The sequence below is a fragment of the Proteiniphilum propionicum genome, assembly GCF_022267555.1.
GTDB lineage: Bacteria > Bacteroidota > Bacteroidia > Bacteroidales > Dysgonomonadaceae > Proteiniphilum > Proteiniphilum propionicum.
Genome location: NZ_CP073586.1, coordinates 1112277 through 1130390 on the forward strand (window position 1 = coordinate 1112277; position 18114 = coordinate 1130390).

An 18114-nucleotide genomic window follows, 5' to 3' on the forward strand; every position below is an offset into this window, starting at 1 on the left:
AACATGAATATACGAATAGGATTCGGTTATGATATGCATCGCCTTCAAGAAGGAAGAGAGTTGTGGATAGGTGGTGTGAAAATAGCCTACAGAATGGGATTGGAGGGACATTCAGACGCAGACGTTCTTATTCATGCCATATGTGATGCATTGCTTGGTGCTGCTAATCTACGTGATATTGGCTATCATTTCCCGGACACATCTCCCGAATTCAAAGATGCCGGCAGCGCCATACTGTTGAAAAAGTGCTCCGGGTTGCTTGAGAAGCACGGATATTATGTGGGCAATATCGACGCCACTGTTTGTGCAGAGCAGCCTAAGCTCAATCCCTTTATTCCTTCTATGCAGCAAACGCTTGCCAATGTTATCGGGGTGGAAACAGATAGCATCTCCATTAAAGCCACTACCTCTGAGAAAATGGGTTTTGTGGGCCGGGAAGAGGGTATTACTGCTTATGCAGTGGCTTTAATTGAAAAAAAGTAGTGGGCAGATGCCTTTTCTCAGGTGCTTGAAACGGATAAAACAGCGGAGAGGACATGGTGTACACTCACCCTTCGCTTATGGGCTGATCACTAATGTAATCTGTTCACCTCATTTATACTATGCATTTGCCGATATTGAGAAGGAGATATCGGAGAAAGGGCTCAACAGCGGTTTCGTCTCCGGAATCAATCATCTCTCTTTTCGGATGGTTAACCATTTTAATGCTAAAAATATCCTGGAAATTAATTCGGGCAAGGGAGTGAATACCCTTTTCCTTACAGCCCCTGCACGCGATATTCGCTGTACCTGCGTTGAGAAGAGGGCTGATGAGATTGTTGTTGCAAAGCGCCTTTATGGGGAGTTAAACCCGAAGGTTGACTTAGTTACAACCCTACCTGCTGGCGGGAAACAGTGTTACGATGCGATTTTCATCAACCTGGAGAAAGAGAGTACGCCAGCCATAGAGACACTCTTGTCGTTGAGTCATCAACGTACATTTTGGGTGCTTTATCCGATTAAAAGCAGTTGGAGCAAACAATTTTGGAGAAATATCGTTAATGATGATAGATTGACAGCGACGTTTGAACTGAAAGGTTCCGGAGTGGCTTTCTTAAGTACAGCTTATAACAAGGTAAACTATTTTGTGTAACAGAATCATGAATTCCGGTTGCGGAATTTAAATTTTTTATATCTGACTCTGGAGCAATAGCTTTGGATTTCGGGCCATCCGTTGAATGTCATGGTTTAGGAGGTTTTACCTCTTGAAAAAGAATTATATGAAAAAAAGTTTGGTATATACAAAGACCGGCGACAAGGGTGCCACTTCGCTGGTGGGAGGCACCCGGGTTAGCAAGACGCATATTCGTCTTGAGTCCTATGGAACACTGGATGAACTGAATAGTCATATCGGATGGCTTAGCTGCGAGATAAAGGACAAGGAACATCGCGACTTTCTTCTGTTTCTTCAGCACAAGCTGTTTGACATAGGCTCATATCTGGCTACTGAGACTGAAAGCAAACCACCAGATGAGAGTGTAATTATTAAGGCGAAAGATATTACACGTATTGAGGAGCAGATTGATAAAATAGATAATACTCTTCCAAAGCTTAACCGTTTTGTTCTGCCGGGTGGTAATGAGCCTGCAGCAAGAGCGCATATTTGCCGCACCATAGCACGCCGGGCCGAACGTAATGCCTACAGTGTGGCCGAAGAATACCCTGTTACAGCTGAGGTATTGATTTTTCTGAACAGGCTTTCCGACTACTTCTTCGTACTCGCAAGAAGCGAATGCAGCAGGACATCTGAAGAATTATACTGGGAGAAGGGAGATATATAAAAACTTTTTATACATTTGCGAAAAAAAAGAGTAATAACACTAAAGGATTTTTCAATGTATTGGACATTAGAATTAGCATCAAAATTAGAGGATGCTCCTTGGCCCGCTACAAAGGATGAATTAATTGATTATGCTCAACGATCGGGCGCACCACTTGAAGTTATCGAAAATCTACAGGAGATTGAAGAAGATGGTGAGATATTTGAGTCGATAGAGGATATTTGGCCGGATTATCCCAGCAAGGAAGATTTCTTTTTCAATGAAGACGAATATTAAGTGGTTATAAAGAGAGAGCATCATAAAAAAACATCCCCGTTAATTTAACGGGGATGTTTTTTTAAAAGATATATGTAAATATCTAAAGCAGCTTATCTATTTTAGAAGTGAAGGTGTTTTTTGGGCCTGCACCAACCACTTTGTCAACAACCTCTCCTCCTTTGATAAAAAGGATGGTTGGTATATTGCGTATGCCGAATCTGGATGTTGCTTCATCGTTATTGTCAACATCGAGTTTGCCTACAACCACTTTGTCTTTGTATTCTTCGCTGATTTGATCAATGATTGGTCCTACCATTTTGCAAGGGCCACACCATTCAGCCCAAAAGTCGATAATTACCAGCTTGTCTGTCTGCAACACTTTTTCCAGAGTTGCGTCTGTAATCTCAAGAGCCATATATGCCTTCTTTAGTTATTTAGTTAATTTAGTTTATTTTAAAGTCGATAGTCAAATTATTCTTCAGATAATCGATGAAATTCTTGTTTACCCCGATTCTTGCTGGGCGTGAAAACAACTCTATATTCATATGAGACTCTTTCCCGATTATCTGGAAATATAACAACGAATTTCCCGAATTGTTTTTAACTAAAGCTGATAATTCCGCCACCGTAGTGTCATCTAACTCTGAAAGCGGGATTTGTAACGTAATCTTTGAAATAAGTTTGTCCTTAACCTCAGACAAAAGAGATATAGATGATATTTTTACCTCAAGTTCATCCTGACGGAAGCGTTTTGGCTGTACTCTCCCTTCAATATAAACTGAGAGCCCGTTGCGCGCGTACCTGCCGAAATTTACGCTGTCTTCACTGAAGAGTGCAATTTCGTAACTCCCCGAATAATCTTCAATCTTGAAAATAGTGTAAGGTGAACCTCTTCTGGTTTGTCCTTCACGCACGGCGGTTACCATTCCTCCGAAGGTTATATCCTTCCCGTTCAGAGAGTCAAGATCCTGCAATTTCAACGTATCGGCATTGCATACATGCTTCAGTATAAACTCATAATCGTCAAGAGGGTGAGCAGATAGATAAATGCCGATAAGCTCTCTCTCCTTGTTAAGCCTCTCCATGTCAGACCAGCTTGCTGCCTGGGGAATTTCGGGGTGTGCGATCTGGAATGATGAGTCATCTCCGAACAGTGAATTTATCGATTCCATCTTATCAAGCTGATACTTATTCCCGTAACGGATAAGAGTGTCCATAAACTCCTCGCCCTTGCTGTTTACAGCGAGAAACTGCTCTCTGGTTATCCCCTGAAGTGAGTCAAAAGCTCCTGAAAGAGCCAAAGCTTCAATGGTTTTTTTGTTGCAAGAGGAGAGGTTGACACGCTCCACAAAATCGAATATATCTTTGAAAGGGCCGTTCTTTGTCCGCTCATCAATGATATCGACAACAGCTCCCTGCCCCACACTCTTTATGGCAGCAAGGCCAAAGCGTATATCGCCCTCTTTGTTTACGGAAAATTTAAGGAACGACTCATTTACGTCGGGGCAGAGGACATTTATGTCCATAGCTTTACATTCGTCCATAAACTTGGTGATCTCCGTAATATTGTTCAGGTTGTTGGAGAGTACCGCAGCCATATATTCGGAAGTGTAGTTGGCTTTTAGCCACGCTGTTTGGTAGGCCACCCAGGAGTAACATGTAGCGTGCGACTTGTTAAAGGCGTATGAGGCAAACTTCTCCCAGTCGTTCCATATTTTATTAAGGGTTTTTTCGGCATACCCGTTTTTCTTGCCTCCTGCAAGAAACTTCTCCTTCAGTGCTGTCATCTTATCTATAAGCTTCTTGCCCATAGCTTTGCGCAACTCATCAGACTGGCCTCTCGTGAATCCTGCCAGCAGTCGTGAAAGAAGCATCACCTGCTCCTGGTAGACTGTTATCCCGTAGGTTTCGCTCAGGTATTTCTCCATGATGGGCAGGTCGTAGGTAATCTCCTGCCTGCCTTGCTTCCGTGCGATAAAAGTAGGGATGTAATCCATTGGTCCGGGTCGGTAGAGCGCGTTCATGGCAATGAGGTCTTCAAATTTGCTTGGTTGTAGCTCTTTCAGATACTTTTGCATCCCTGCCGACTCAAACTGAAATGTCCCGGTGGTTTGCCCATTGCAATAAAGTCTGTAAGTTGGGGCATCGTCCATGTCGATGCTGTTTATATCGACTTTGATACCGCGATTCAGCTCTATGTTGGTAAGTGCATCTTTAATTATAGAGAGGGTCTTCAAACCGAGGAAGTCCATTTTTATCAGCCCTGTCTCCTCAATTACCGACCCTTCGTATTGCGTCACCAGGAGAGTCTCTTTTGTCTCTTTATCTTCGGCAGTACTTATGGGTACAACATCAGATATGTCTGTTTGACCAATTATTACTCCACAGGCATGAACGCCTGTGTTTCTGACATTGCCCTCAAGCATCTCCGCATACCTGAGAGTATCTCTCACCAGAGGGTCGCTGCTATTGGCAGCCTCCTTTAGTTCGGGCACATTTTCGATTGCTGTTTTCAGATTGATCTTTTTTACGTTCGGGATCCTGTCCGGCACCAGCTTTGCCAGCCTGTTCGATTCCGAAAGCGGTAGTTTGTGTACCCGCGCCACATCACGTATTGAGGATTTTGTGGCCATTGTCCCATATGTAATAATGTGCGCAACCCTCTCATTACCATATTTTTCTGTCACCCAGCGAAGTACTTTCCCCCGACCTTCATCATCAAAATCGATATCTATATCGGGCATTGAGATACGGTCGGGATTGAGGAAACGTTCGAACAGAAGGTCGTATTTCAGAGGATCGATATCAGTAATCTGCAGGCAGTAGGCTACGGCCGACCCCGCGGCTGACCCTCGTCCCGGCCCTACGGCTACACCCATCTCCCTGGCAGCATTGATGAAATCCTGAACAATGAGAAAATATCCGGGAAATCCCATATTCTTGATAGTGTCCAGCTCGAATTTCAATCGTTCCACTATCTCTTCACTGAGATCTTTTCCATATCGCTTCTCTGCCCCCTTTTTTGTCAGGTGTGTCAGATATTCGGCTTCCAGCTTGATTCGGATTACTTTGTCATAGTCTCCCAATCGGTGGAAGGTCTTTTCTCCAAACTCCTCGATCAAGTCTTTTTCGGAATATTTCTGTTTGTACAGCTCCTCGGTCCCAAACTGCGGATTAATAGGGTAAAAAGGCATCAGCGGAGGGTGATCAATAGAATAGAACTCAACCTTGTCGGCAATCTCCAGAGTGTTGGTTAACGCTTCGGGGATATCTGAGAATATGCGGTTCATCTCTTCGGTCGTTTTCAGCCACTCCTGCTTGGTGTACCGCATCCTGTCAGGATCGTCAAAATCTTTTCCGGTACTCAGGCAAATTAGGCGGTCGTGTGCATCGGCATCCTCTTCGTTCACAAAGTGAACGTCGTTAGTGGCTATCAGCTTCACGTCATATTTTCGCGCAATGCGAATCATTTCACTGTTTACCCTTTCCTGTTTTAGATAAGTTGTCCGGTCAGCATCGGGACGGTCTGTTTTGTGGCGTTGCAACTCCAGGTAGTAATCGTCTCCAAAAACACTTTTATACCACTTCACCGCTTCTTCAGCTTCATTTATCCGGCCATCGTCAATTTTTCTTGATATCTCACCACCAAGACAGGCGGATGAAACAATAAGGCCTTCGTGATATTGTTCAAGCAACTCTTTATCGATGCGCGGACGGTAGTAAAAACCTTCAGTCCAGCTTTTGGAAACAATCTTTATGAGATTTTTGTAACCCTGCAGATTTTTTGCCAGGACAACCAGATGCCATCCGCTACCGTCAATCTTGTCGGTTTGTAAAAAACGGTTACGTCGTGCCAGATAACACTCACATCCGACAATAGGCTTAAATAGTTTTCTCTTTGTTTCAGACAGCTTGTCGTTCAGCTGTTGTCGTTTATCCGGTGCTTCACCGCTTTTTGCCAGTGCGTCGATCTCTTTTTTCAGCTTTTTGATCTCTGCATTTAATGGAGCATTTTTTCTGGAAGCATAATTAAGGAATTCTTTGATTCCGTACATTGCTCCGTGATCGGTAAGCGCAATAGCTTTCATGCCGTCTTCTGCAGCCTTGTCTATAAGGCGCTGAATGCTTGCCTGCCCGTCAAGCAACGAATACTGGGAGTGAACGTGTAAATGTACAAAATGGTGCATTTTTTTTATATGATTTCACGTGTGATGTGTACGCAAATATACTTAAATATAGGGCGGTTTTTCTGAGTTATTGTAAGAAGTTATCAACGGGTGATGTTATCTATCAATGTGTGAGGATTTTTTGGCTTGTTAAAATATTTCAATAAAAAAGCCGGCAGAATCATTCTGCCGGACTGTATACTGGTTGTTTGAAAATTATTTTGCAACTCTTTCAAGCCATTTTAGCATGGCGAGCATTGTGAACATTGAGATAATACAAGCAGTAACAAACAGCATCCATGTAGCAGTCATAGACATACTTGTATAGAAGATGGCCCCGATAAAGAGCAAGCTGTTTCCTGCCGCGGTAGCTCCCAACCAGGCTCCTTGCATGATACCCTGAAGTTTTGGGGGAGCAACTTTTGATACGAAAGAGATACCGAGAGGGCTTATAAAAAGCTCGGCAACCGTAAGAATAAAATATGTACCGATAAGAATCCATGGTGTCACACGTGCAGAATCAGGAAGCCCGCCCATTGCATCTATTTCAGCTTTGTTGGGTAAACCTATGGAACCAAGCGACATTACAAGATAAGCTAAAGCAGCAATACCCATTCCAATGGCAATTTTCCGCGGTGTGGATGGTTCTTTCCCTTTTGACCTGAGCCATCCGAATAATCCAACGATAATAGGAGTGAGGAATACCACGAAAAATGGGTTAATTGCCTGGAATATCTCGGCTCCCTGCAAGGTGGCAAATCCAAGATTGACTTTTATCTGGCTCAGATCGGTATAGTCTTTGGCAAAGTATGTTAGTGTTAGACCGTTCTGATGAAAAGAAAACCAGAAGAAAATTACTACTGCAAAAACGGCGAACAGTGCGTAAAGACGTTGTTTTACCTCTTTTATATCCATCTCGTCAACGGGTGTGCTACCGTCTGCAGTTGCAGAAGCCTTGGCTACTGCAGGATCGGGGAATTTGTTTTTGTTGGCAAGGTAAATAGCTAATGAAATGAGCATCGCAAAAATTGCTACCCCAAAGGCATAATGGAATCCCGTGGTGAACACATTAAGGTATTCTGAACTGAATGCGGATAGATCGGTACCGGCGAATCCAACTTCAGAAGCCAGGTTCTGAAGGCGTGATGTTCCTTCGGGAGTGATTGTATTACCCAGATACTGATGCGCAAGCGCAGGAAGATCGGCATTATAGAGAAAGCCATTTTTTTCTACCCACCAGTTTCTTACACCCACAGCGATGAAAGGGGCAAAGATAGCACCAATGTTTATGAACATGTAAAACAGCTGGAACCCGGAGTCCCTCATCTTGCTAAATTGAGGGTTATCGTACATTTGGCCAACCAGTGCCTGTAGGTTGCCTTTGAACAAACCATTACCAAAGGCAATGACCAAAAGCCCTAAGCAGGTAATTCCCAGGAAAAGCATGAATTCATTCGCGGGGACAGGTGTTGGAGAGGGAATGGCAATAATTACATACCCAAGTGACATCAGAAGCAATCCTATTAAGATAGTTCCCTTGTAGTTACGGGTTTTGTCTGCAATAAGTCCGCCTACCAGTGCCAACAGATAAATGGACGCGTAGAAGATTGAATAGATAATTCCGGTGTTGGTTTCGTTAAGTCCGAACTTTGACATTATAAAGAGTGAGAGGATGGCCATCATGGTGTAAAAACCAAAGCGCTCACCCATGTTCGCCAGCGAAGCGGCGAATAATCCTTTGGGATGATTTTTGAACATTATGAATCTGTTATTTAGTTATAAAATATTAGTTCACGGTTTTTTTTATAATACTTCAGTAAATTCCAACTTGACACCTGAGTAGTCAAACTATTCAGAACATAATGGTAAAGCTTACTACGACTGGCCGTCAGGCGATTACGGCTGGATGCCTGAAAAAAATGTCAAAATTGGTGTTTTTAATATGCAAATATAAAAATATTTTGAAAATAATTGTTGATTCTTCATTTGAAAATGAGTCTGTTTTTAATTTATTGGCGCTATAAAACCACTTTTTTTTTTACTTTTTTATTTGTATGAATAAAAAAAATCGTACATTTGCATCCGTAATTCACAAAAGTAGATTATAGTGAACAGTTCAGTTTTTGCAATATCTTTCTGGTTTTACTTTTACTTTAGCAGGTAAAGACAGGATTTTATATGCAAAATGAGAAGAAGTTAAATAGTCATATCAGATAAATAAGATCCTGTCGCCAACACGACGGGATTTTTTTTTGGTTAAAAAATGAGATAAATCGTATGAAGAGAGTAGCTATTCAGGGAGGTGCAGGTGCATACCACGAGATCGCGGCACGTGAGTATTTTAAGGGTGAAGAGGTGGATATTGTTCCCTGCAGCACTTTCCGTGATATTTTTATTGAGGCTTCTAAAGATCCCGCGCTGATAGGGGTAATGGCAATTGAAAACACAATAGCGGGAAGTCTTTTGCAGAATCACGATCTTTTGAAAATTAATGATCTGCAGATTGCAGGTGAGCATAAACTGCGTATTTCACATTCACTGGCGTCACTACCCGGAAGTTCAATATGCGATATTAAAGAGGTGATGTCGCACCCCATGGCGTTGATGCAATGTGAAGAGTTTCTTGATACACTTCCCGGTGTAAAAATAGTTGAGCACAGTGATACGGCCCTTGCTGCAAAAGATGTACGAGAAAAAAACATGGTCGGTACAGCTGCCATATGCAGCACCTTTGCAGCAGAAATGTACGGGTTGGAGGTTGTTGCCCGTGGTATTGAGACAAATAAAAGGAACTTTACCCGGTTTCTTATTCTTGCACAGGGTGAGATGCTTCGAGAAGTGAAGAAGGATAATCATATCAACAAGTCGTCGATGGTTTTCATATTGCCTCACAACGAAGGAAGCCTCTCGAAAGTACTGTCGGTGTTGTCCTTTTATGACATTAACCTAACCCGTATTCAGTCGTTGCCCATTATTGGAAGAGAGTGGGAGTATCAGTTTTACATCGACCTCACCTTTACCGATTTTTTCCGCTACCGGCAGTCAGTTGATGCTATAATGCCATTGATAAGCGGATTGAAAATACTGGGTGAGTACAGGGAGGAAAAGCATGGCACTATAGAACAAAGATCGAAGGAGAAAATGAATTATTTCGCGGTTGATTTTAAGAAGCCATTTATTCGTACAAATGAGAGAGCGAATGAGTTTTAGGCTAGAGAATAGATCTGATAATTAAAAAATTACAAATTTAGCAATTAATGTATCTTGACTTTCTCATCTATTTATGCAATTAGTGCGTGGCTGGTATTGAAAGATTCAGCTGTAATCTCAACAGATGCAGAAATTAAATAATTTAAATAAATGAAGACAATTGAACCTGCTGAACATATAAAAACAATCGCAGAATACTATTTTTCAGTAAAACTTGCAGAGGTCGCCCGTATGAATAGCGAAGGTAAAAATGTAATAAGCCTGGCGGTGGGTGCTCCCGACAGAATGCCTTCGCAGAAAACAATAAGTAAGCTTTGTGAAGCTGCGTGCCGTCCCGATGTGCATGCTTATCAGCCTTACACGGGAATACCCGAACTTCGTAAAGCATATGCCGATTGGTATGGCAGGATATACGGTGTGGAATTGTTTACAGATGAGGTACTCCCGTTGATAGGATCGAAAGAGGGAGTGTTGCATATTTCAATGACATTTCTTAACTACGGAGATGGGGTTTTAGTACCGAATCCAGGTTATCCTACCTATACCTCTGTGTCTAATTTGCTGAGAGCCAATGTTATTCAGTATGACCTGATGGAGGACGACAACTGGCAGCCCAATTTTGAAGCGCTGGAAAAGATGGATCTGTCGCAGGTGAAACTGATGTGGGTAAACTATCCGAATATGCCTACCGGTGCCAACGCGTCGGCTGGGTTGTTTGAAAAGCTGGTAGCTTTTGGCAAGAGGCACTCAATAATTATTTGTCATGATAATCCTTACAGCTTTATCCTGAATGACAAACCAATGAGCATTTTATCGGTACCTGGTGCAAAAGATATTTGCATCGAGCTCAACTCATTAAGCAAGTCGCACAATATGTCGGGCTGGCGTATGGGAGTGCTTGCTTCCAATCCCCAATTTGTGAGATGGGTACTAAAGGAGAAAAGCAATATCGACAGCGGGCAGTTTAAGCCGATGCAACTGGCTGCCGTTGAAGCTTTGTCGAACCCTTTGGAATGGCATGCAGAGATGAATAGTATTTACGCAGGCCGCCGCTTATGGGCCGAAAAGATATTGGATCTGCTGCAATGCACATTCGACAAACGCCAGGTTGGGCTGTTTGTCTGGGGTAAATTGAGCGACAAGGTAGCTGACAGCGAATCCTTTATAGATGATATCCTTTATAACGCAAGGGTATTTATCACGCCGGGATCTGTCTTCGGCAGCAACGGAGATAGATTTATACGTATCTCACTTGGTTCTTCTGAGGAGAAAATTCAGGAAGCTTATCACAGGATTAATGCTTACTTGTCAACATTGCAGTGAGTGTTTCTTACTTATTAATAGCCAGATATGTCTGAATAAATTTTCGTTGGGGATAATCAAAAATATTTATTGACAGTCGGCATTTTATATACCACTTTATTCTGTTCGGGACTTTTTTAAAGTGGATTCATCAATTAAAAAAACAATAACAACATGGAGTTCGAATCAATATTATTACCGGGTATAGATGAAAAACGGCCGCTCGTGATTTCAGGACCCTGCAGCGCAGAGACGGAGGAACAGGTGATGGTCACTGCCGGGCAACTGGCCTCAATAGGTGTTAAGATTTTCAGGGCGGGTGTTTGGAAGCCGAGGACCAAGCCTGGTGGTTTTGAAGGGGTGGGCAGCCCTGCCCTCAAATGGCTTCTGAAAGCAAAAAAGGAGACCGGCATGTATGTAGCTACCGAGGTAGCTACAGAAAAACATGTCTATGAGTCACTAAAATATGGCGTGGATTTGTTATGGATAGGTGCACGAACCACCGCTAACCCTTTTGCAGTACAGGAGATTGCTGACACACTGCGAGGGGTGGATATACCTGTTCTGATAAAGAATCCGGTGAACCCCGACCTGGAGCTGTGGATAGGTGCATTGGAAAGGTTGTACAATGCCGGGATAAAGCGGTTGGGAGTGATTCACAGAGGTTTCAGCACACCCGATAAAACTGTGTACCGCAATATTCCGCAGTGGCATATCCCTATTGAGTTGAAGCGACGTTATCCCGCACTTCCCATCCTGTGCGACCCGAGTCATATAGGGGGAGACCGCAACCTTATCTTTAAGCTCAGCCAGCAGGCTATGGACCTGAACTATTCAGGATTGATAATAGAATCTCACTGTTCACCTGATGATGCATGGAGCGATAGGGCGCAACAGATAACGCCAGCAGCACTTAAGGAGGTGCTTGACAGCCTGGTCATCCGCAATACCGTGCAGACTACAGAAGATCTCTCTGTGTTGCGAAATCAGATAGATGATCTGGACAACGAGCTATTGCAGCTGCTTGCCAAGCGGATGCGTGTATCAAGAGAGATTGGGTACTATAAGCTGGAGCACGATATGCCTATCCTGCAGACGCAGCGTTATGACCAGATCCTTACAGATCGTGCCTGCCAGGGCGAACGGATGGAGATGTCGGGCGATTTTATAAAACAGGTACTGGAGGCTATCCACTCTGAATCGGTACGCCAGCAGATGGTGGTCATGGAAAGAGAAAAAAAGAGAAATAACAAAGTAAAATGAAAATATTAATTCTTGGAGCCGGCAAGATGGGGTCGTTCTTTGCCGATGTGCTCAGTTTTGAACACGAAGTGGCTGTTTTGGATACAGACCCGAAAAAACTACGGTTCATCTACAACACGCTTCGAATGACAAATCCTGAAGAAGTGCAGGAATTTGCACCCGAACTGGTTATTAATGCAGCTACGCTGAAATACACCATCGAAGCGTTTAACAACGTGTTGCCCTATTTGCCGCAAACGTGTATTTTGAGCGATATTGCATCGGTGAAAACCGGCTTGGAGGAATTTTACCTCGAACGTACCCGCCCTTATGTCTCCACTCACCCGATGTTCGGGCCTACGTTTGCCAGCCTGAGCGACCTTAGCACGCAAAGTGCCATTATTATTTCCGAATCGTCACATCTGGGGAAGGTGTTTTTCCGGGATCTGTACCGCCGGCTAAAACTGAATGTTTTTGAATATTCGTTCAGGGAGCACGATGAAACCATCGCTTACTCGCTTTCCATCCCGTTTGCATCCACATTGGTGTTTGCATCGGTAATGAAGCATCAGGATGCGCCGGGAACCACGTTCAAAAAGCATATGAACATTGCACAGGGATTACTTTCGGAAGATGATTTTCTCTTAACGGAGATTTTGTTTAATCCATATACTCCCGATCAATTGGTAAAAATCAGGGAGAAACTGAAAGAATTACTTGCCATCATCGTAGATAAAGACAGCGAAAAGATGAAACTGTTTTTGACCGGGGTGAGAAAGAATATTGAATAAACCGGGATTGGCCGGTATGGCCGTTTACTCCTCCGCGTAAACCCTCACAATCTTTGCATCGTCAGTGGGCCGGCTGTTGCTGTCGACTGGCAGGGCGGCAATCTTGTCAATCACCTCCAATCCCTCTGTTATCTCCCCGAAAACGGTATACTCTCCATCTAGGTGATGTGCGCCGCCAATAGTACTATATGCATCTTTCAGCCCTTCCGGAAAGAAGAATTTTCCCGGAGCCGCTTCGTAGAGTGAGTCAACCACTGAAAGAACCGAGTCGAGAAGAGCGTTAAACCCTCTTGGGTCACTCTCCTTCAGATTGGCTAACTTCTCTTTGTGCGGTGAGTAATGGCTGCGGATGAGCTTGTTCTTTATAGGGACATTCACAGCCATCTCCATAGTATCCAACCGGCCTTCGGTATAAACTTTTCCGTGAACGATATAAAACTGTGAAGCATCCGATTTTTTTTGCGGGTTTACGTTATCTCCCCTTCTCGGAGCAGCCAGAGCTCCTTTTTTATGAAAATGATTGTCCCTGAACTCGGGCATAATATCCATATCGGTACGTCCGCCGCCGATTTGTGCTCCGGCAGGAGCATTCTTCGAATCCTGTGCCCCTCCCTGGATCATGAAATCTTTTATGACTCTGTGAAACAGTGTCCCGTTAAAATAACCCTGTCTGATTAGTTTCAGGTAGTGTTCACTATGCCTTGGTGTATCGTCATACAGTATCGCTTTCATTCTGCCGTAATTGGTCTCGATTACAATTGGCGGGTATTTGGCTTGTGCATATATACAGTTTGATGCAGCCATCAACAGAAAGATTAGTACATATTTATTCATATCTGTATAATTTGATTGATTTTCCATGTTGCACCCTCTGAAAGATCTATTTATTAATTCAAAGATTATCGATTTGAGCATGCTTCGGTCAATAAATTTCTAAGCCTAAGTCTGTTCCTGTGGAATGTTACCCCGGGCCAATCAGGCTTCTTTTTTTTGCTTTTTGAAATTTAGTTAGGCACGCCAAAGAGCCATTTCTTAACAGTAACCATGCATCGGTTTCTAACTTTTTGAAATTTAGTTAGGCGACCGTTTATAGAGATAGAGGGCTATACCGGTGAAAATAACGTTGGGTATCCATGTTGCGATGAAAGGGCTCATCCCCCCCTTTACCGCAAAAGTGGAACTTACAGTCATGAAAAGGATATACGCCATACTCAGTACCAGCCCGATCCCAATATTAAGCCCCATGCCCCCTTTTACTTTCCTCGCCGACAGGGATACCCCGATAATTGTAAGAATAAAGGCAGAAAAGACTGAAGCTATGCGTGAGTGATATTCTATCTGGAATGACTGTATATTGCCCATCCCCCGTTCTTTCTGGCTATGTATATACCTGCGGAGCTGGGGTGATGACATCATCTGATGATCGGTTTTTGCTATAATGAAATCGTTGGGTACAATCTGCAGAGTAGTGTCAATAGATGAACCGTGCGTAATTGTCTCTTTCAACCCGTTGAAACTCCTTATCTGATAATCGCTTATGGTCCAGTGATAGGCAGAGTCGTAACGTATTGATTGTGCAGTTAGCCGCGATGACAGGTGCAGGTTATCGAAATGATCAATGGAAAAACTGTACCCTGTTTTACTGCCCAGATCGAAGTTCCCGAAATAAACAATGGTCCCTTCTCCCACTTTAAACTGAATATCCCGGTCTCCTACTTTCTTTTTCCGAGGATCAATATATGTATTCTCAAACTCAATACGGGTAGCATTGGCCGGAGGGATCAGGTAGCTTCCGAAGATAAAGGCGAATACTGCAATCACGAATGCCGAAATCATATATGGTTTCATTAGCCGTTTAAAGCTGATTCCGTTGGATAGAATGGCGATGATCTCGGAGTTATTGGCCATTTTGGAGGTGAAAAAAATTACTGCCAGGAAAACGAAAAGGGGGCTGAAAAGGTTGGTGTAGTAAGGAATGAAGTTGAGGTAATAATCAAAGATTATGCTATGCAGCGAAGCATTGTTAGTCATGAATTTGTCTATCTTCTCATTGATGTCGAAAACCACAGCTATGGATATTATCAGCGCGATCATGAAAATATAGGTGCCCAGGAACTTTTTAATGATGTACCTGTCCAGGCGCTTCAACTTTATATGGTTAAAACTATTAAGTCTCATTAAGTTGGATAATTTTCAGTCTTAATCAAGTTATTTTGAAGTAATGATATTTTACCTCTTTTCATAGGCGTCTTGTAACATTTTCTATTATCGTTCGTTTCCATTCAGTAAAATTGCCTTCGATGATATGCTTTCTGGCTTCCTTTACCAGCCAGACGTAGAACGCCAGGTTGTGGACAGAAGCTATCTGCAATCCGAGTATTTCGTTTACGTTTATAAGATGTCTAAGATAAGCTTTGCTGTATAATCTGTCAACGAACGATGCCCCATCCTCTTCAATAGGGGAGAAATCATTTTTCCATTTTTCATTGCGCATGTTCATTACTCCCTGTTTTGTGAAGATCTGCCCGTTGCGGCCGTTACGGGTGGGCATAATACAATCGAACATATCAACACCCCTTTCAATGGCTTCGAGTATGTTTTCAGGTTTACCTACTCCCATCAGGTAACGTGGTTTGTCTTTTGGCAGAATCTCGTTTACCAGCTCCACCATCTCATACATTTTTTCAGTTGGTTCGCCCACGGCCAAGCCGCCGATAGCGTTACCATCCGCACCTTTGGCTGCCACATTCTCTGCTGCACGGCGGCGAAGATCGGGATATACACATCCCTGCACGATGGGGAAAAGAGCCTGGCTGTGCCCGTACGGACATTCGGTCTCATGGAAACGTTCAATACAGCGGTCGAGCCACCGTTCTGTAAGGTCAAGTGACTTTTTCGCGTAGCCATAATCGGCATCACCAGGTGTACACTCATCGAAAGCCATCATGATATCAGCACCTATGATACGCTGGATATCAACTGCCTTTTCGGGCGTAAAAAAGTGCCTTGAGCCATCGATGTGGGACTGAAAAGCGGCTCCTTCCTCCATAAGTTTCCGGTTTTCTGCCAGTGAAAATACCTGAAACCCGCCACTGTCTGTAAGCATTGGTTTGTTCCAGCTGATGAATCTGTGCAGTCCGCCGGCTTGTTTGAGAATGTTAAGGCCCGGGCGGAGGTATAGATGATATGTATTGCCAAGGATAATCTGAGCGCCTATATCATTTTCCAGTTCGCTTATATGAACTGCTTTCACGCTGCCTGCAGTTCCCACAGGCATAAATACGGGTGTCTCAATTACTCCGTGCGATGTGGTTATTAATCCCGCTCTGGCGCATGATTTCGGGTCGGTATGTAATAGCTGGAAATCCAATTTGTTTCGCTCTCGTTGCGTTTTGGTGACAAAGATAAAGTTTTTGCGGTTACAAACGGTATGGTAGCCTTTTAAAAATAGTTAGGAATAAAAAGAAATGATAAAGCGATTATTTAGTAAATACCCGAATAAAATAGTATTTTTGCACTGTTTGACATTCATAAAATCACTTTTCGTTATGCTCCGGTAGGTAATATATTTTTTATCCGCTGCTGTTGCAAACGTTTAATTTGTAAAAAATTATTATGGAAAATAAACCTGAATTGATTGAAAGGAAGCCCGAATGGCTTAAAATATCGCTCCCGCAGGGCAAACAATATCTTGATGTAAAAGAGATTATCGCAAGGAAAAGACTCAACACCATATGTGTTAGCGGTAAATGTCCCAATCTGTCTGAGTGTTGGGGTAGAGGAACTGCCACATTTATGATTCTGGGTGATATATGTACACGATCGTGCAAGTTTTGTGCAACAAAAACAGGTACACCGCTCGGGGTGGACTGGGATGAGCCCGACCGGCTTGCAGATACCATTGAGAAGATGAAACTTAGGCATTGTGTTATCACCAGTGTGGACAGGGATGATCTGGATGATGGTGGTGCCGAACTGTGGGCTGCCACCGTGAAGCGTGTAAAAGAGAGAAACCCCCATATTACAATAGAGACGCTGATTCCCGATTTCAATGGGAACAGGGAGCTTATAGACAGAGTGATTGCTTCTGGCCCCAACATTGTGTCACACAATATGGAGACCGTGAGGCGCCTGACACCCAAAATACGCAGTAGTGCCAAATACGATATCAGCCTAAAGACAATAGAGATCATTGCCAACAACGGTAAGGTGAAAGCCAAGTCGGGTATAATGGTGGGGCTGGGAGAATCAGAGGAGGAAGTTATTGAAACTATGGACGACCTGATTAATGTGGGATGTAGGGTGTTTACCATCGGGCAGTATCTGCAGCCCACTCGAAAACATCTGGCAGTGAAGGAGTACGTGTCGTTAGAACAGTTTCAAAGATACAAGGCTATCGGATTGGAGAAAGGGTTTCAATTCGTGGAAAGCGGCCCGCTGGTACGTTCATCTTATCGCGCTGAAAGGCATATATAATTTTAGGCAGTCAAATAAATCGTAGTGAAATAATGGACAGTTTTGCAACTGAAAGCTATGAATAAAAATAGAGATGAAAAAGAAAGTTATTTTTGAAGATCTCGGCCGCATCCGTTACAAGAGTGCGTGGGATTATCAGGAAAAGCTGTTCGAACAGGTCATTAGTGAGAAGCTTAACAAGAATGAGAAGAAGGATCAGTACCTTCTTTTTTGTGAACATGAGCATGTCTATACACTTGGAAAAAGAGGTGATAAACATAATCTACTTATAACTAGGCATCTGTGTGAAAGTAAAAATATAGATCTGCACGCTATCGACCGGGGAGGTGATATCACTTATCACGGCCCCGGTCAACTGGTAGCCTATCCTATTATCGACCTTGAGGCGTTTGGCACAGGAGTGAAGAGCTATATCTCCATGCTTGAGGATGTGGTGATTGAAGTGCTTAAAACCTACGGTATAGAGGGCGAGAAAGATAATAAGGCAATGGGTGTGTGGATTGATGCTGGCATACCGGAAAAGGCACGCAAGATCTGCGCTATTGGAGTACGCGCAAGCAGATATGTGACAATGCACGGCCTGGCACTTAATATCAATACAGACCTCACCTATTTCAGTTATATCAACCCATGCGGTTTTACCGACAGGGGCGTAACATCCATGCAAAAGGAGATTGGCAAAGAGGTTGATTTCGGGGAGGCTTCTGGTAGGATGAAAATTGCATTTTCTGATGTTTTTGGTATGGAATTTACAAGTTAAACCTTGTGAAGTACAAACAAATTGCGGATCAGTGCTTAAACATTTTTAACGGCGTTTCCTCTGAAAACCGATTTAACATTTCTATTTTT

The 18114-nt window shown here is 43.3% G+C and carries 16 protein-coding genes; 10 read left to right on the plus strand and 6 right to left on the minus strand.

Translation table 11 applies throughout. The annotated features are described in order from the left end of the window. The first annotated feature begins 3 nt into the window (after nucleotides 1-3). The 4 genes from ispF to KDN43_RS04300 all read left to right on the plus strand — a co-directional run bounded on the left by ispF (nucleotide 4) and on the right by KDN43_RS04300 (nucleotide 2096). The gene (gene ispF, locus KDN43_RS04285) at nucleotides 4-483 is read left to right on the plus strand and encodes a 2-C-methyl-D-erythritol 2,4-cyclodiphosphate synthase (RefSeq protein WP_238868442.1); all 480 of its coding nucleotides are present in this window, start codon (nucleotides 4-6) and stop codon (nucleotides 481-483) included. Next, nucleotides 470-1132, plus strand: a complete 663-nt coding sequence (locus tag KDN43_RS04290) for an O-methyltransferase (RefSeq protein WP_238868443.1) — start codon at nucleotides 470-472, stop codon at nucleotides 1130-1132. The genes ispF and KDN43_RS04290 overlap by 14 nt, the downstream gene beginning before the upstream one ends. 127 nt (nucleotides 1133-1259) lie before the next feature. Next, nucleotides 1260-1820, plus strand: coding sequence for a cob(I)yrinic acid a,c-diamide adenosyltransferase (locus tag KDN43_RS04295; RefSeq protein WP_238868444.1), 561 nt, complete (start codon nucleotides 1260-1262; stop codon nucleotides 1818-1820). A 54-nt stretch (nucleotides 1821-1874) separates the two neighbouring features. After that, a complete protein-coding gene (locus KDN43_RS04300; protein ID WP_019538324.1) occupies nucleotides 1875-2096 on the plus strand; it encodes a DUF2795 domain-containing protein in 222 nt (73 codons plus the stop codon). An 82-nt stretch (nucleotides 2097-2178) separates the two neighbouring features. Here the strand turns inward: KDN43_RS04300 and trxA are convergent, their stop codons facing one another. The 3 genes from trxA to KDN43_RS04315 form a co-directional block, all read right to left on the minus strand. Then, nucleotides 2179-2493 (minus strand): thioredoxin, encoded by a 315-nt coding sequence (gene trxA, locus KDN43_RS04305; RefSeq protein WP_238868445.1) that lies wholly within the window; start codon nucleotides 2491-2493, stop codon nucleotides 2179-2181. 28 nt (nucleotides 2494-2521) lie between these two features. Then, nucleotides 2522-6265 (minus strand): DNA polymerase III subunit alpha, encoded by a 3744-nt coding sequence (dnaE, locus tag KDN43_RS04310; RefSeq protein ID WP_238868446.1) that lies wholly within the window; start codon nucleotides 6263-6265, stop codon nucleotides 2522-2524. Nucleotides 6266-6460: 195 nt separating this feature from the next. Continuing rightward, complete coding sequence (locus tag KDN43_RS04315; protein WP_238868447.1) at nucleotides 6461-8002, minus strand: peptide MFS transporter; 1542 nt, start codon at nucleotides 8000-8002, stop codon at nucleotides 6461-6463. Nucleotides 8003-8521: 519 nt separating this feature from the next. On the opposite strand from KDN43_RS04315, the gene KDN43_RS04320 reads away from it, so the two are divergent. The 4 genes from KDN43_RS04320 (at nucleotide 8522) to KDN43_RS04335 (ending at nucleotide 12789) form a co-directional block, all read left to right on the plus strand. Then, complete coding sequence (locus KDN43_RS04320) at nucleotides 8522-9454, plus strand: prephenate dehydratase (protein WP_238868448.1); 933 nt, start codon at nucleotides 8522-8524, stop codon at nucleotides 9452-9454. A 150-nt stretch (nucleotides 9455-9604) separates the two neighbouring features. Further along, nucleotides 9605-10777 (plus strand): pyridoxal phosphate-dependent aminotransferase, encoded by a 1173-nt coding sequence (locus KDN43_RS04325; protein ID WP_238868449.1) that lies wholly within the window; start codon nucleotides 9605-9607, stop codon nucleotides 10775-10777. A 153-nt stretch (nucleotides 10778-10930) separates the two neighbouring features. Then, nucleotides 10931-12019, plus strand: a complete 1089-nt coding sequence (locus KDN43_RS04330) for a bifunctional 3-deoxy-7-phosphoheptulonate synthase/chorismate mutase type II (RefSeq protein WP_238868450.1) — start codon at nucleotides 10931-10933, stop codon at nucleotides 12017-12019. Beyond that, nucleotides 12016-12789: a prephenate dehydrogenase/arogenate dehydrogenase family protein gene (locus KDN43_RS04335; protein ID WP_238868451.1), complete on the plus strand. Its 774-nt coding sequence runs from the start codon at nucleotides 12016-12018 to the stop codon at nucleotides 12787-12789. Before KDN43_RS04330 ends, KDN43_RS04335 begins: the two co-directional genes overlap by 4 nt. 24 nt (nucleotides 12790-12813) lie before the next feature. Here the strand turns inward: KDN43_RS04335 and KDN43_RS04340 are convergent, their stop codons facing one another. The 3 genes from KDN43_RS04340 to tgt form a co-directional block, all read right to left on the minus strand. Continuing rightward, nucleotides 12814-13623, minus strand: coding sequence for a peptidylprolyl isomerase (locus KDN43_RS04340; RefSeq protein WP_238868452.1), 810 nt, complete (start codon nucleotides 13621-13623; stop codon nucleotides 12814-12816). Nucleotides 13624-13860: 237 nt separating this feature from the next. Next, nucleotides 13861-14967, minus strand: a complete 1107-nt coding sequence (locus tag KDN43_RS04345; protein ID WP_238868453.1) for an LptF/LptG family permease — start codon at nucleotides 14965-14967, stop codon at nucleotides 13861-13863. 61 nt (nucleotides 14968-15028) lie between these two features. Beyond that, complete coding sequence (gene tgt / locus KDN43_RS04350) at nucleotides 15029-16159, minus strand: tRNA guanosine(34) transglycosylase Tgt (protein WP_238868454.1); 1131 nt, start codon at nucleotides 16157-16159, stop codon at nucleotides 15029-15031. A gap of 245 nt (nucleotides 16160-16404) precedes the next feature. On the opposite strand from tgt, the gene lipA reads away from it, so the two are divergent. Together lipA and lipB are read left to right on the plus strand one after the other, a co-directional pair. Next, complete coding sequence (lipA, locus tag KDN43_RS04355; RefSeq protein ID WP_238868455.1) at nucleotides 16405-17265, plus strand: lipoyl synthase; 861 nt, start codon at nucleotides 16405-16407, stop codon at nucleotides 17263-17265. 73 nt (nucleotides 17266-17338) lie between these two features. After that, nucleotides 17339-18025: a lipoyl(octanoyl) transferase LipB gene (gene lipB, locus KDN43_RS04360; protein WP_238868456.1), complete on the plus strand. Its 687-nt coding sequence runs from the start codon at nucleotides 17339-17341 to the stop codon at nucleotides 18023-18025. Nucleotides 18026-18114 lie beyond the last annotated feature (89 nt).

What these genes read in the sequence shown, in the direction of transcription:
- ispF (WP_238868442.1), top strand. Translation starts at nt 4, where the DNA reads ATGAATATACGAATAGGATTCGGTTATGATATGCATCGCCTTCAAGAA.
- KDN43_RS04295 (WP_238868444.1), top strand. Translation starts at nt 1,260, where the DNA reads ATGAAAAAAAGTTTGGTATATACAAAGACCGGCGACAAGGGTGCCACT.
- KDN43_RS04300 (WP_019538324.1), top strand. Translation starts at nt 1,875, where the DNA reads ATGTATTGGACATTAGAATTAGCATCAAAATTAGAGGATGCTCCTTGG.
- trxA (WP_238868445.1), bottom strand. Translation starts at nt 2,493, where the DNA reads ATGGCTCTTGAGATTACAGACGCAACTCTGGAAAAAGTGTTGCAGACA.
- dnaE (WP_238868446.1), bottom strand. Translation starts at nt 6,265, where the DNA reads ATGCACCATTTTGTACATTTACACGTTCACTCCCAGTATTCGTTGCTT.
- KDN43_RS04315 (WP_238868447.1), bottom strand. Translation starts at nt 8,002, where the DNA reads ATGTTCAAAAATCATCCCAAAGGATTATTCGCCGCTTCGCTGGCGAAC.
- KDN43_RS04320 (WP_238868448.1), top strand. Translation starts at nt 8,522, where the DNA reads ATGAAGAGAGTAGCTATTCAGGGAGGTGCAGGTGCATACCACGAGATC.
- KDN43_RS04325 (WP_238868449.1), top strand. Translation starts at nt 9,605, where the DNA reads ATGAAGACAATTGAACCTGCTGAACATATAAAAACAATCGCAGAATAC.
- KDN43_RS04330 (WP_238868450.1), top strand. Translation starts at nt 10,931, where the DNA reads ATGGAGTTCGAATCAATATTATTACCGGGTATAGATGAAAAACGGCCG.
- KDN43_RS04335 (WP_238868451.1), top strand. Translation starts at nt 12,016, where the DNA reads ATGAAAATATTAATTCTTGGAGCCGGCAAGATGGGGTCGTTCTTTGCC.
- KDN43_RS04340 (WP_238868452.1), bottom strand. Translation starts at nt 13,623, where the DNA reads ATGAATAAATATGTACTAATCTTTCTGTTGATGGCTGCATCAAACTGT.
- KDN43_RS04345 (WP_238868453.1), bottom strand. Translation starts at nt 14,967, where the DNA reads ATGAGACTTAATAGTTTTAACCATATAAAGTTGAAGCGCCTGGACAGG.
- lipA (WP_238868455.1), top strand. Translation starts at nt 16,405, where the DNA reads ATGGAAAATAAACCTGAATTGATTGAAAGGAAGCCCGAATGGCTTAAA.
- lipB (WP_238868456.1), top strand. Translation starts at nt 17,339, where the DNA reads ATGAAAAAGAAAGTTATTTTTGAAGATCTCGGCCGCATCCGTTACAAG.